The sequence below is a fragment of the Kribbella jejuensis genome (assembly GCF_006715085.1).
Taxonomy (GTDB): Bacteria; Actinomycetota; Actinomycetes; order Propionibacteriales; family Kribbellaceae; genus Kribbella; species Kribbella jejuensis.
Map to the genome: position 1 here is coordinate 1,319,366 of NZ_VFMM01000002.1, position 13,606 is coordinate 1,332,971.

A 13,606-nucleotide genomic window follows, 5' to 3' on the forward strand; every position below is an offset into this window, starting at 1 on the left:
GCGTTCTGATGAGTGACCTCTCCTTCGCCGAGGTATCGGCACGGCTCCAGGCGCGCTGGCCGGAGCACAAGATCGAGCCCACCCTGGAGCGCGTCCGGCGGCTCGTCGAGCTGCTCGGCGACCCCCAGAAGGCCTATCCGGTGGTGCATCTGACCGGCACCAACGGCAAGACGTCGACCGCGCGGATGATCGACACCCTGCTGCGCGAGTCGGGTCTCCGCACCGGCCGTTTCACCAGCCCGCACCTGGAAAAAGTGACCGAGCGGATCACGCTGGACGGCGAACCGGTCAGCGAACAGCGCTTCGTCGAGGCGTACGAGGAGATCGCGCCGTACCTCGACGTCGTTGATGCCGAGCAGGAGAACCCGCTGACGTTCTTCGAGGCGATGGTCGGGATGGCGTTCGCGATCTTCGCCGACGCCCCGGTCGACGTGGCGGTGATCGAGGTCGGCCTCGGCGGCACCTGGGACGCCACCAACGTCGCCGACGGCACGGTCTCGGTGATCACGCCGATCGCGGTCGACCACGCGCACCTGCTCGGTGCGGATCCGGTCACGATCGCCGGCGAGAAGTCCGGCATCATCAAGCCCGGCGGCACGGTCGTGATGGCCCAGCAGAGCCTCGACGTCTTCGAAGTACTGCTCCGCAAGGCCGCCGAGGTCGGCGCCCAGGTCGCCCGCGAGGGGATCGAGTTCGGCGTCGTCAGCCGGACGCTCGCGGTCGGCGGCCAGGTCGTGTCGATCAAGGGCCTCGGAGCGGAGTACGACGAACTCTTCGTCCCGCTGCACGGTGAGTACCAGGCGCACAACGCCGCGGTCGCGGTCGCCGCCGTCGAGGCGCTGCTCGGCGCGAGCCCCGAGACCGAGGGCCGGGTCACCACCGAGCTGCTGCAGGCCGGCTTCGAGCAGGTCACCAGCCCGGGCCGGCTGGAGGTCGTCCGGCAGAGCCCGACGATCGTGGTGGACGCCGCGCACAACCCGCACGGCGCCGAGGCCACCGCGGCCGCGGTGTCGGAGGCGTTCCAGTTCCAGCCGCTGATCGGCGTCCTCGGCTGCATGAAGGACAAGGACGTGTACGGCGTCCTCGAGGCGTACGAGCCGATCATGGAGACCGTGGTCTGCACCCGGAACAGCTTCGTCGAGCGCTCGATGCCCGCCGAGGAACTGGGCGAGCTCGCCGCGGAGGTCTTCGGTGAGGAACGGGTACTCGTCCGCCCGCACCTGATCGACGCGATCGACGACGCGATCCGGCTCGCCGAGGAAGGCGCGGTCGCGCTCGGCAGTGGCGGCGTACTGATCACCGGCTCGGTGATCACCGCCGGCGAGGCGCGGGCACTGCTCGTGCGGAAACCGAAGGACGACAAGCGATGAGGTCGCTCGCCTCGATCGTGCTCGCGTTCGAGTCCGTCGTCCTCGCCCTCGTCACCCCGGTGATGATCTCGATCGCGGGCGTCCGCCCCGCAGTCGCGGTCCCGATCTGCCTCGGTCTTTTCGTACTGGCGCTGCTCTCGGCCGGATTGCTCCGCTTCCAGGCGGGCTACGTGCTCGGTTCGCTCGTCCAGGTCGGCGCCGTCGGCCTCGGCTTCGTCGTACCGGTGATGTTCGTCCTCGGCCTGGCCTTCGCCGCCTTCTGGGTCGCGGCGATCGTCCTAGGCCGCCGCATCGAGGAGGCCAAACGAACACACCAACAGCTAGGCTCTGCCGCCCCGACTACTTCGAGAGAGAGTTGACAGATGTCGCAGCGCACCCTGGTCCTGCTCAAGCCCGACACGGTCCGCCGCGGCCTGGTCGGCGAGGTGCTGGGCCGGTTCGAGGCCAAGGGCCTCACGATCGTCGCGATGGACCTGCGCACGATCGACGCCGAACTGGCCGACCAGCACTACGCCGAGCACGTCGAGAAGGCCTTCTACCCGCCGCTGCGCGACTTCGTCACCAGCGGCCCGCTGGTCGCGCTCGTCCTCGAGGGCGACGAGGCGATCGAGGTCGTCCGGGCCCTGAACGGCGCCACCGACGGCCGCAAGGCCGCCCCGGGCACGATCCGCGGCGACCTCTCGCTGTCCAACCGCGAGAACCTCGTGCACGGCTCGGATTCGGAGGAGTCGGCCGCCCGCGAGATCAAGATCTGGTTCCCCGATCTGCCCTGACCTCCTCGGGGTCCCTTCGCCGAAAGGCCGATGCGGACTGCAGGTGAAGAGACCGATACGATACGTGCCTGGGCGGACGGGTCGTGTCGGTCCACAGGCCGGGCGCGGGAGCGCTTAGCCTGGTCGGGGACCGAGTGGGAGGTGCCGCGGTGGCGAACAGCATGCTCGGCCGCGACATGGCGGTCGATCTCGGAACGGCGAACACCCTGGTGTACGTGCGTGGCCGCGGCGTCGTGCTGAACGAGCCGTCGGTGGTCGCGACCCGGACGGACGAGCCGCAGGAAGCGGTCGCGTTCGGGCACGAGGCGAAGAAGATGATCGGCCGGACGCCCGGCAACATCACCGCGATCCGGCCGTTGAAGGACGGCGTGATCGCCGACTTCGACGCCGCCGAGCAGATGCTGCGGTACTTCATCCAGCGCGTGCACCGCCGGCGGTACTTCGCCAAGCCGCGGATCGTGGTCTGCGTGCCGTCCGGCATCACCGCGGTGGAGCAGCGCGCGGTCCGCGACGCCGGATACATGGCCGGCGCCCGCAAGGTCTACATCATCGAGGAACCGATGGCCGCCGCGCTCGGCTCGAACCTCGAGGTCCGCGACGCCACCGGCAACATGGTGGTCGACATCGGCGGCGGCACCACCGAGGTCGCGGTGATCTCGTTCGGCGGCATCGTCACCAGCCAGTCGATCCGGGTGGCCGGCGACGCGATCGACAAGGCGATCGTGAACCACTGCAAGAAGGAGTTCTCGCTGCTGCTCGGCGAGGCGACGTCGGAGCAGATCAAGATGACGATCGGGTCGGCGTTCCCGACCACCGACGGCCCGGACAGCGAGATCCGCGGCCGGGACATGGTCTCCGGGCTGCCGCGGACCGTGAAGGTGTCCTCGTCGAACATCCGGCAGGCGATCGAGGAGCCGATCACCGCGATCGTCGACGCGGTCAAGGCGACTCTGGACAAGACCCCGCCGGAGCTGGCCGGCGACATCGTCGACCGCGGCATCGTGCTGACCGGCGGCGGCGCGCTGCTGAAGGGCATGGACGAGCGGCTGCGGCACGAGACCGGCATCCCGATCCACGTCGCGGAGAACCCGCTGGACGCCGTCGTGCTCGGCGCCGGCAAGTGCGTGGACAACATCGAGACCCTCAACCGCATCCTGGTCACCGACAACCGGCGCTGAGGTACCGACCGAATGCTCAAAGATCTCGGTGGCCCGTCCAAGAGCACCTCCACCCGGAGTGCTTTCCGTTCGGCGGGCGAGACACCGCTGCGATCGGCCGGTACGCCGCGCGACGTGCGCCGCCGCCGATCCGTGCTGGCGCTGGTGATCCTGGCCTGTCTCACGCTGATCGTGCTGGATGCTCGCCGCTCGGCCGGTTCACCGGTCGAGCCGTTGCGCGAGGGCGCGGCCGCCGTGTTCGGTCCGCTCGAGTCGACCGCGACGTCGGCCCGGGTGCCTGTGGACAACCTCCGCGACCGCTTCGCGGAAATGGATAGGTTGAAAGCAGAGAACGAAAAACTGAAGAAGGAAAACGAGGACCTGACCCGGCAGCTGAACACCACCGACTACACCCGCAACCGCGCGCAGGAGCTGGACGACCTGCTCAAGGTCGCACCGGCGTACACGATGACGCCGGCCCGGGTGATCGGTATCGGCAGCGCGCAGACGTTCAGCCACACGGTGACGATCGACGCCGGGACGGCCGACGGTGTGCGTCCCGACATGACCGTGCTGAACGGGATCGGTTTGGTCGGCCGGGTGGTGCGAGCCACCCAGGGGACCGCGACCGTGCTGCTGATCGGCGACCGCAACTCGACCGTCGGCGGCCGGCTGAACTCGACGATGGCGCTCGGTTTCGTCTCCGGACGCGGCGACGTGGCCGGCACCCTCGACTACAAGCTCGTCGACCCGAAGGCACGGCCCAAGGTCGGCGACAAGATCGTCACCTGGGGCTCCAGCAACAACGCACCGTACGTACCGGGCGTCCCGATCGGCGTCGTCACCTCGGTGACGCCGAACGAGGGCGCCCTCGGATCCACCGCAACCATCAAGCCGTATGTCGATCCGACCCGGATCGACACCGTAGGCGTGGTGACCGGGCCGCCCGCCCGGCCGCCGCGCCAGCAGATCACCGGAAAGGGGAGCTGAGTTGATCGCGCTGCGCATCGGGCTGGCTGCCCTGTTCCTGATGGTCGCCGTGACGCTACAGACGTCGGTGCTGACGCACATCGCGGTCGCCGGCGTGACGTGCGACCTGACGCTGATCGTGGTGATCGCGCTGGCGCTGTCCCGCGGGCCGGAGTGGGGTGCGATCGCCGGATTCGTCGGCGGTCTGCTGATGGACGTCGTCCCGCCGGCCGATCACACGGCCGGGCGGTGGGCGCTGTCGATGGCCGTCGCGGGGTACGTCGCCGGTCTGATCCGCCGCGAGCGCACGTCCACGGGCCCGGTCGGTCCGCTCGGTGTCGCGTTGACTGTCGTGCTGGGCACGGCGATCTCCTTCTTCCTGTACTCCGCGACCGGCTCGTTGCTGCACGACCCGTCGGTCGACTGGAGCGAGTTCGGCGTGCGCCTCGGCATCTCCGCCGGGTACGACGTGGTCGGCGCGATCGTGGTGATCCCGCTGGTCATGTGGATCATGAGCCGCGTGAAGCCGGCCCGCGAACGCCGCCGGGTCGCCCCATGAGCTGGGACGGTTTCGAGGCGCCGCTCAAGGCCCGGTTGCGGTTGATCGTGATCGGGGTGCTGGTTTTCTCCTTGCTGTGCACGTTGTTCGGCCGGCTCTGGTACATGCAGGTGATGTCCAGCGCCGACTACTCGCAGGCCGCGAACCAGCAGCACATCCGTCAGGTCCTGATCCCGGCCCCGCGCGGCACGATCGTCGACTCGCAGGGCCGCACGCTGGTCGGCAACCGGGTCTCGTTGATGATCACCGTCGACCGTTCCGTGCTCGCCAAACTCCCCGAGAGCCAGCAGAACGTCGTCATCGCCCGCCTCGCGAAGGTTCTCGGTCAGACGCCGAAGGACCTGAAGGCCTGGACGATGTTGTGCGGTGAGCCCGGCGCCTCCAAACCACCCGCCTGCTGGAACGGCACGCCGTACCAGCCGATCCCGGTTGCCAAGGACGTCAGCGAGCAAGTTGCGATCGACGTGATGGAACGCCGGGAGGACTTCCCGGGCATCTCCGCCGACTCCCAGACCCTGCGGGCGTACCCGGAGCCGTTCAAGGTGAACGCCGCGCACATCCTCGGGTACCTGTCGCCGATCACCACCGAAGAGCTCGAGGAGATGGACAAGGCGGGACAGGACTCGGTCCCGCACCGCTCCGACCTGGTCGGCCGGGCCGGCGTCGAGCGGTCGTACGACAAGCTCCTGCGCGGCACTCCCGGTGAGAAGGACGTCATCGTCGACGCCGTCGGCTACACCACCGGTATCCAGAAGCAGACCGCGCCGATCCCGGGCGCCACGCTGGTCACCACGATCGACGCGCGGATCCAGGCGTCGGTCGAGGCCCAGTTGAAGAACGCGATCATGACCGCGCGCAAGCAGACCGACCCGGTGACCCACCGCAAGTACGTCGCGGACTCCGGCGCCGCGGTGGTGATGGACACCAAGACCGGGCGGATCGTCTCGATGGCGAGCTACCCGACGTACGACCCCGGTGTGTGGGTGGGCGGCATCAGCCAGCGTGAGCTCGACGCGTTGTACTCGGCGAAGTCCGGGACGCCGCTGGTGTCGCGTGCTCTGCAGGCGCAGCTGGCGCCGGGATCGACGTTCAAACCGATCACCACCTCGGCCGCACTCGGCGCCGGCTACAGCACCAAGACCCGGCTCGACTGCTCGTCGTACTTCGAGGTCGGCAACCGCAGGTTCAAGAACTACGAGTCCGCGTCGTACGGGATGATCGGCTTCGACCAGGCGCTGGCGCTGTCCTGCGACACCTTCTTCTACCGGATCGCGTACGCGCTCTGGCTGCGGGAAGGCGGGAACTCGAGCGATATCACCACCCACGACCCGCTGGTCGAGATGGCGCAGAAGTTCGGCCTCGGCAAACCGACCGGCGTCGACCTGCCCGGTGAGGCGAGCGGCCGGATCGCGGACCGCAAGTGGAAGAAGACGTACTACGACTCGATGAAGGACTACTACTGCAAGATCGCCGCGAATCCGCCCGCCGGGACGTCGGCGTTCCTGAAGCAGTTCTCCCGCGAGTTCTGCGTCGACGGGTACAAGTACCGCGCCGGTGACGCGGTGAACTTCGCGATCGGCCAGGGCGACACGACGGTCACCCCGCTGCAGCTCGCGACGGTCTACTCCGCCCTGTCGAACGGCGGCACGCTCTTCGAGCCGCGCGTCGTGCAGTCCTGGATCGGCGCCAACGGCAAGGCCCACGAGATCAAGCCGGTGGTGAAGGCCAAGCTCCCGGTGTCACCCGGCAACCTGAAGTACATCGACACCGCGCTGAAGCAGACCACCATCTCGGGTACGGCGGCCTGGAAGTTCCAGGGCTTCCCGCTGGACAAGATCCCGGTCCGCGCCAAGACCGGTACGGCCGAGGTCTACGGCAAGCAGACCACCTCGTGGCTCGCGTCGTACACCGATCGGTACGCAGTGGTGATGATGATCAGCCAGGCCGGTACCGGGTCGGGTGCCGGTGGTGACGCGGTCCGCAAGATCTACGAGACGCTGTACAACATCAAGCCCGCGCCGCCTGCCCAGGGAAAGGCGGCGCACTGATGGCATTGCTGACTCCGATCCGGACCCGGCCGCGGATGGACCGCCGGTCGACGGTGTGGCACGTCGACTGGGTGCTCGTGTTCGCCGTGGTCGCACTGTCGTTCCTCGGCGCGATGCTGATCTGGTCCGCGACCCACAACAAGACGTCGCTGACCGGCGGGAAGCCGGACGCGTTCCTGATCCGGCACTCGCTGAACTTCGCGATCGGCCTGGTGCTCGCGGTCGGCGCCGCGGTCACCGACCACCGCCGGGTCCGGATCCTCGCCCCGGTGCTGTACGCCGCTTCGATCGTCGGACTGATCCTGGTCCTGGTGCCCGGTGTCGGCTCGACCATCAACGGGTCGCGGTCCTGGATCCAGTTGCCGTTCATGTCGATCCAGCCGAGTGAATTCGCCAAGCTCGCGGTGATCGTCGGCATGGCGCTGCTGATCGCGGAGAAGAGCGAGACCGACCGGCACGAGGACGCCCGGACGATCGACGTCGCGCAGGCGGTCGCGGTCGCCGCCGTACCGGTGATCCTGGTGATGCTGCAGCCGGACCTCGGCACGGTGATGGTGCTCGGGTCGATCGTGTTCGGGATCATCGCGGTGTCCGGCGTACCGAAACGCTGGATGCTCGGGCTGCTCACCGCGGGCGTGGTGGTCGCGGCGATCGCGATCAGTACGCACATCCTGAAGCGCTACCAGCTCGACCGCTTCATCGCGTTCGCGAACCCGTCCTCGGATCCGCAGGGCATCGGGTACAACGTGAATCAGGCGCGGATCGCGATCGGCAACGGTGGTGTCTTCGGGCAGGGCCTGTTCCACGGCGGCCAGACGCAGAACGGATTCGTCCCCGAGCAGCACACCGACTTCGTCTTCACGGTCGCGGGGGAGGAACTCGGACTGATCGGCGCCGGCGCGATCATCGTGCTGTTCGCGATCATCCTGTTCCGCGGGCTGCGGATCGCGATCAACGCACGGGACGCGTTCGGCCGGCTGGTGGCGACCGGGATCGTCTGCTGGTTCGCGTTCCAGGCGTTCGAGAACATCGGCATGACGCTCGGGATCATGCCGGTCACGGGTCTGCCGCTGCCGTTCGTGTCGTACGGCGGTTCCTCGATGTTCGCCTGCCTGCTCGCGGTCGGCCTGTTGGAGAACATCCACCTCCGCTCGCACCGCTACTGACCATCCCGACCTGACCCGTCAGGTACGCTGCTGGCTGCTCGGCCCCCTGCCCAGAGCCCCGGAAGGCCCATGAACAGGTACGTTGCGCTCGCCGCCGCCCTCGCGCTGTCGCTGACCGCTTGCGGTGGTGAGGACAAGAAAGCGGCGGCTCCGCCCACCGCGACGACTCCCAGTACGACGCCGTCCGCCTCCGACACGCCCGTCACCCGGACGACCGCGGAGCTGACCGGTGCGCTGCTCGTGCTCGCGGACGTGCCGAGCGGGTTCTCCATCGACCACGAGGAGGACGACGGTTCGAAGCCGTTCTCCGCGCCGACGAGTCGCTGCAAGCCCCTGGTCAAGTACCTGAACGCCACCAAGGCACCCGGGGCGAAGGCGAGCGTGACCCGCACGTTCACCGGCGGCCAGGAGGGCCCGTACATCGACTACGGCCTCGACTCGCTGGGGACGGCCGCCGCGGTCAGCGACCTGCGCGACGCCTACGCCGACGCCGTTGACTCGTGCAGCAAGGTGATCCTGAAGACCGCGGGCTCCGGCAACACCTCGATGAAGGTCGAGAAGATCACCGCCCCGGCGTACGGCACCAAGCCCTTCGCCTTCCAGCTCACCGGCGTCAGCGGCCCGAAGCGCGGTCTCGAGTACGCCGGCCTCGTCACCGGCGTCGGCGACGTGATCCTGTCGGTCGGTGTACTCGCCGGCCAAGGTGGCGAGTTGGAGCCGGCCACCGAAGCCGCGGTCACCAAGGCCCGGCAGACGCTGAAAGTCTCGTGACCGGCGTCACAGCAGGCGTTGTCACGCCGGAGTAGCCGCGTTCCGTCGTGTCGGTATGGAAGAGCGGATGAACTTCAGCAAGGTCTCGCCGGCCGGCTTCCGGGCCGTTTACGGCGTGGAGAACTACGTGCAGGGCGTCCTGGACCACACGCTGCTGCACCTGATCAAGGTGCGGGCGTCGATGCTCAACGGCTGCGCCTTCTGCCTGGACATGCACACGACCGACGCGTTGAAGGACGGCGAGACCAGCCAGCGCCTGTTCGGGCTGGCGGCCTGGCGCGAGTCGCCGTTCTACGACGAACGGGAACGTGCCGCGCTCGCGTTGACCGACGCGGTCACGGTCCTCGAGCGCACCGGCGTACCGGACGAGGTATGGGACGCGGTCGTCGAGCGGTTCGGTGAAGAGGGGGCCGCGAACGTGCTGCTCGCGATTGGCACCATCAACCTGTGGACCCGTCTCAACGTAGCAACCCGCAGGCAGCCGGACCTGGCCGGTTGATCCTGCAGGAGTACGAGTCGGCGCGCGGCATGCTCGCCGGGCTCGCGTACAGGTTGCTCGGCAGCTGGCACGACGCGGAGGACGTGCTGCAGGAGGCGTACGTACGGTGGTCCGCCGCCGATCGCGCCGACGTGGCCGAGCCGCGCCGGTACCTGACGCGGGTGGTGACGCGGCTGTCGATCGACGTACTGCGGACCCGGTCCGCGCGCCGCGAGAGCTACGTCGGCGAGTGGCTGCCCGAACCGGTCCCCGTCGACGCGTTCGAGCTGGACGACGTGTCGATGGCGCTCCTGCACCTGATGGAGCGCCTCACCCCGCCGCAGCGGGCGGTCTACGTCCTGCGGACCGCGTTCACCCTGCCGTACGACGAGATCGCGGAGATCCTCGACCGTACGCCGGAAGACTGCCGGCAACTGTTCCGCCGCGCGCAGCACGCGCTGGACGAGGACCGCCCGCGGTACCGTCCGTCCACGGCCGAGCAGCGGCAACTCCTGGTGAACTTCGTCGCCGCGGCCCGCGATGGCGATCTGCCGCGGCTGGAGTCGATGCTGAAGGAGTCGGTCACCTCCTGGACCGACTCCAACGGTGGCCGCCGCGCCGCGCGCAAGCCCGTCACCGGGCGGCAGAAGGTGGCGCACTTCTTCGCCCACATCTATGCCCACCCGGACCTGACCGTCACACCGATCGAGCTGGCCACCGGTCCGGCGCTGAAAGTAGTTGTCCGAGGCAACCACCATGTGCTGGTCCTGGACACCGACGGCGAGCTGATCACCGGCATCCGGGTGCAGGCGAACCCGGCGAAGCTGTCAGCGGTAGAGGGGTAGCGCTCCGGTCAGCGAGTCCACCGACGCGCGCGGGCCGTACAGGGCGATGCCCAGGTACTGGATGTCCTCGGGCTTCGTGCCGGCGAGCGTTGTGGACATCTGCTCGTACGTCCGGGCCTGCTGCGCGACCTGGTGCATGTCGTGGATCGTGATGTCGTCGCGGGCGGCGGCCTGGGCGCGGAGCGTGGTCAGGTCGTCGGCGCGCAGGATCGGGATCGGGTACGCGCACATCCCGGTGTGCGGCGTACCGGCGGCGTCCGTGGTCTCGGGGCCGACCGCGCCGTCGTGGTGGCTGCCGAGGCCGACGCCGAGCAGCGCGGCGGTGTTCAGGGCGACGCCGATGGGGGCTTCGGCCGCGATGATCACGACCATCTTGTTCGTCAGCACGGTGGTCAAGGTAGTGCGGTGCGCGGCTCGGCGGTCGGTCGGCCGAACATCGTTCGGTGAAGCTGTCAAAATAGTGGTCATGGACGAACTTGATACGGCGCTGCTGCGGATGCTGCAGAACGACGCCCGCCGGACGAACCGGGAGATGGCCGCCGAGCTCGGGATCGCGCCGTCGACCTGCCTGGAGCGGATCCGCGGACTGCGCGAGCGCGGGGTGATCAGCGGGTACCACGCGGCCGTCGACCTGCACGCCATCGATCGCTCCACGCAGGCGATCATCTCGATCAAGCTCCGGCCGCAGGCGATGGCGGTGGCGACGGCGTTCCAGTCGTACGTGATGGACCTGCCGCAGACTCTGGACATGTTCATGGTCTCCGGCGGCACCGACTTCCTCGCCCACGTCGCGGTCAAGGACACCCAGGCCCTCCGCGACCTGGTGCTTGCGCTCGCCAAGAGGCAAGAAATCGCCGACATCCGCAGCTCGGTCGTGTTCGAACACCACCGCCGTACCACAATCATGCCGCTCTAAGACACTGTCTGTTTCCGCGCGGCTACACCGGGGTAGAAGCAGTTCCGGGCGTGAGGCGCGGGGACCTGACCTGCCCAGCTCATTCACCGAGCGGAGCGGGAGGTCGACCTATGGGCCGACGAAGGAAGATCGCGGGAGTCACGGCGCTGGCCGTGGTGCTGGCGGGGTTCGGAGCCGCGGCGGCGGGGACGAGTGACACCTGTGGGATGGCGCAGGCGCCGTCCCTCGGGCAGAAGGCGCAGGCCGGCTGGGAACGCGTCGAACGGCAGTTCTCGGACGAGGAAGGCGAGACGGAGACCGCGGGGATGCCGGCCATCTGTGCCGCGCACTTCGAGCTGGCCGAGCGGGCCGGCGCCGGTGCGACCGGACCGGCGGACTACCTGACGGCGAAGTTCTCGTCCGGCAAGGACATCGGCCTCGACCAGGTCCGGCAGGCACGGGACCAGGCGGCGAAGATCCCGGACGATGCCGGCAAGAAGGCGTGGTCGTACGTCGGCCCGTCGAACATCGGCGGCCGGATCGTCGGCCTGGTTGTCGACCCGACGCAGCCGGACACCGTCTACATCGCGGCCTCCGGTGGCGGCGTCTGGCGGAGTACGGACGCGTCCAAGACGTTCACCCCTGTCTGGCCGGCCGATCAGAACCAGACCATGGGCGCGCTCGAACGCGGGCCGGACGGCACCCTCTGGGCCGGTACCGGTGAGGCGAACCCGCCCGGCGGCGGCCTGACGTTCTTCGGCGACGGCATCTACTCGTCCGCCGACGGCGGCAAGACCTGGCACAACCGAGGCCTTCGCGGCAGCGCGGCCATCGGCCGGATCGCGGTCGACCCGAAGAACCCCCGGCGGATCTTCGCCGCGGCCTCGGGCTCGCCGTACAGGCCGGTCGCCCAGCGCGGCCTCTACCGCAGCGAGGACGGCGGCCACACGTGGCAGCAGGTGCTCGCACCGCCGAACGACACCACCGGTGCGGTCGATGTCGTCATCGACCCGGACAACCCGCAGCGGATGCTCGCGGCGCTCTGGGACCACCACCGGACCGCGGCGGTCCGGACGTACGGCGGCGTCGGCTCAGGCTTGTTCCGCAGCGACGACGGCGGTACGACGTGGACCCGGCTCGAGAACGTCTCCAAGCTCTCCGACGGCGACGCGAGCGGCCTGACCAGCGACCCGAGCCTCGGCCGGATCGGGATCGGCGTGGCCCCGAGCCACCCGGACCGCGTGTACGTGATCACCGGTACGCAGTACGGCGCCGACAAGGGCTTCTACGTCTCCGACGACTTCGGTACGACGTTCAGCGCGGGCGGGAAAGCCGGCGGCCGGAGCGGGTACGAGTGGTGGTTCGCGAAGATCTGGGTCGACCCGGCGAACCCGGACCATTTGTTCAGCGCGGACCTGAACATGCGCTCGTCGTCGGACGGCGGCCAGACCTGGACCTCGCGGTCCGGCCTGCACGCCGACCAGCACGCGCTCGCCTACGACCCGAACGTCCCGGGCCGGCTGTACGTCGGCAACGACGGCGGCGTCTACCGCTCGGACCAGAACGGCGCGACCAAGACGTTCGTGCACTCCGAGGTGGAACCGTTCAATCAGTCGTACCACCTCGCGGTCGCGCAGGACGACCCGAACCGGCTGGCCACCGGGCTGCAGGACAACGGCAGCGTACGGTCCTGGACCGCGGCCACCCCGCCGGGCGACCTGACCCAGTTCAACGCCTTCGGCGGCGGTGACGGGCACTGGGTGCTGATCGATCCGAAGGACCACAACACCTATTACGAATGCCTGCAGCAGGGCACGTGTCATGGTCACCAGGACGTCAACGGCACGGAGACCAGCTGGAACTTCGGGACCCGGCACAGCACAAGGATCACCACCGACGCGCCGATGGCGTTCGACCCGAACGACCCGTCGATCGTCTACTTCGGCGGCAACGTGCTGGACCGGTCGACCGATCGTGCGCGGACCTTCACCGCGATCTCGCCGACCGGTGACGCGGACCTGGCCGGTGGGCCGCCGACGCAGGAATCGGACCCGGTGTACGCGAACAGCTACCACACGATCAGCGCGATCGGCGTGGCCGGCGATTCGAAGACGCTGTACGTCGGCACCGACAACGGACTGCTGTGGCGCAGCGACGACCTCGGCGCGCACTGGACCAAGCTGACCGGGGTGCCGGAACGCTGGGTCAACGCCGTAGTGGTCGATCCGCGGCAGCCGGAGCACGTCTGGGTGGCGCTGTCGGGGTTCCGGGAGGGGTCGGCGGCCGCGTCGGTCTTCGAGACCCGCGACGGCGGAGCCACCTGGACCGATGCCAGCAGCAACCTTCCGAACGCACCGGTGGAGATGCTGACCTACGATCCGGTGCGCAGCCGCCTGTACGCTGCCACCGACTTCGGGGCGTTCACGATGCGCGCCGGGCAGAAGCACTGGACGCGGATCGCGCGCGGTCTGCCGCAGACGTCGATCCTCGACATCAAAGTGAGTGGTGACGGCAGTACCGTCTACGCGGCCACGTTCGGCCGCAGTATCTGGAAGGCACCCGCTCCGAAGTAGCT

Annotated in this window: 14 protein-coding genes; 13 read left to right on the forward strand and 1 reads right to left on the reverse strand. The window is 68.8% G+C overall.

Features of this window, described 5'->3' with window-relative positions; translation table 11 throughout:
• The first annotated feature begins 8 nt into the window (after positions 1–8).
• From FB475_RS26405 to FB475_RS26455, 11 genes are all read left to right on the forward strand, one after another.
• Entirely contained in the window at positions 9–1,370 is a 1,362-nt protein-coding gene (locus FB475_RS26405) for a bifunctional folylpolyglutamate synthase/dihydrofolate synthase (protein ID WP_141859228.1), read from the forward strand.
• Positions 1,367–1,729: a DUF4233 domain-containing protein gene (locus tag FB475_RS26410; RefSeq protein WP_141859229.1), complete on the forward strand. Its 363-nt coding sequence runs from the start codon at positions 1,367–1,369 to the stop codon at positions 1,727–1,729. Before FB475_RS26405 ends, FB475_RS26410 begins: the two co-directional genes overlap by 4 nt.
• Before the next feature lie 3 nt (positions 1,730–1,732).
• Positions 1,733–2,143 (forward strand): nucleoside-diphosphate kinase, encoded by a 411-nt coding sequence (gene ndk, locus FB475_RS26415; protein WP_141859230.1) that lies wholly within the window; start codon positions 1,733–1,735, stop codon positions 2,141–2,143.
• Between the two features lie 149 nt (positions 2,144–2,292).
• On the forward strand, positions 2,293–3,321 hold the full coding sequence (locus FB475_RS26420) for a rod shape-determining protein (RefSeq protein WP_272952098.1): 1,029 nt from the start codon (positions 2,293–2,295) through the stop codon (positions 3,319–3,321).
• Positions 3,322–3,333: 12 nt separating this feature from the next.
• A complete protein-coding gene (mreC, locus tag FB475_RS26425) occupies positions 3,334–4,290 on the forward strand; it encodes a rod shape-determining protein MreC (RefSeq protein WP_141859231.1) in 957 nt (318 codons plus the stop codon).
• Position 4,291: 1 nt separating this feature from the next.
• Positions 4,292–4,828, forward strand: a complete 537-nt coding sequence (gene mreD, locus FB475_RS26430; protein WP_141859232.1) for a rod shape-determining protein MreD — start codon at positions 4,292–4,294, stop codon at positions 4,826–4,828.
• The gene (mrdA, locus tag FB475_RS26435) at positions 4,825–6,876 is read left to right on the forward strand and encodes a penicillin-binding protein 2 (RefSeq protein WP_141859233.1); all 2,052 of its coding nucleotides are present in this window, start codon (positions 4,825–4,827) and stop codon (positions 6,874–6,876) included. The genes mreD and mrdA overlap by 4 nt, the downstream gene beginning before the upstream one ends.
• Positions 6,876–8,042, forward strand: a complete 1,167-nt coding sequence (rodA, locus tag FB475_RS26440) for a rod shape-determining protein RodA (RefSeq protein WP_141859234.1) — start codon at positions 6,876–6,878, stop codon at positions 8,040–8,042. Before mrdA ends, rodA begins: the two co-directional genes overlap by 1 nt.
• Positions 8,043–8,111: 69 nt before the next feature.
• Positions 8,112–8,813: a hypothetical protein gene (locus FB475_RS26445; protein ID WP_141859235.1), complete on the forward strand. Its 702-nt coding sequence runs from the start codon at positions 8,112–8,114 to the stop codon at positions 8,811–8,813.
• 67 nt (positions 8,814–8,880) lie between these two features.
• Positions 8,881–9,312, forward strand: a complete 432-nt coding sequence (locus tag FB475_RS26450) for a carboxymuconolactone decarboxylase family protein (protein WP_141859236.1) — start codon at positions 8,881–8,883, stop codon at positions 9,310–9,312.
• A complete protein-coding gene (locus FB475_RS26455) occupies positions 9,261–10,136 on the forward strand; it encodes a sigma-70 family RNA polymerase sigma factor (RefSeq protein ID WP_202878511.1) in 876 nt (291 codons plus the stop codon). Before FB475_RS26450 ends, FB475_RS26455 begins: the two co-directional genes overlap by 52 nt.
• On the opposite strand, the gene FB475_RS26460 is transcribed toward FB475_RS26455, so the two are convergent.
• Positions 10,119–10,523 carry a DUF2000 domain-containing protein gene (locus tag FB475_RS26460; RefSeq protein ID WP_185759441.1) on the reverse strand — a complete coding sequence of 135 codons (405 nt, stop codon included), beginning with the start codon at positions 10,521–10,523 and terminating at the stop codon, positions 10,119–10,121. The two genes, FB475_RS26455 and FB475_RS26460, sit on opposite strands and share 18 nt — an antisense overlap.
• 79 nt (positions 10,524–10,602) lie before the next feature.
• On the opposite strand from FB475_RS26460, the gene FB475_RS26465 reads away from it, so the two are divergent.
• On the forward strand, positions 10,603–11,052 hold the full coding sequence (locus FB475_RS26465) for an Lrp/AsnC family transcriptional regulator (RefSeq protein ID WP_141859238.1): 450 nt from the start codon (positions 10,603–10,605) through the stop codon (positions 11,050–11,052).
• A 110-nt stretch (positions 11,053–11,162) separates the two neighbouring features.
• Complete coding sequence (locus tag FB475_RS26475; RefSeq protein ID WP_185759442.1) at positions 11,163–13,604, forward strand: WD40/YVTN/BNR-like repeat-containing protein; 2,442 nt, start codon at positions 11,163–11,165, stop codon at positions 13,602–13,604.
• The last annotated feature ends 2 nt before the right edge of the window (positions 13,605–13,606 follow it).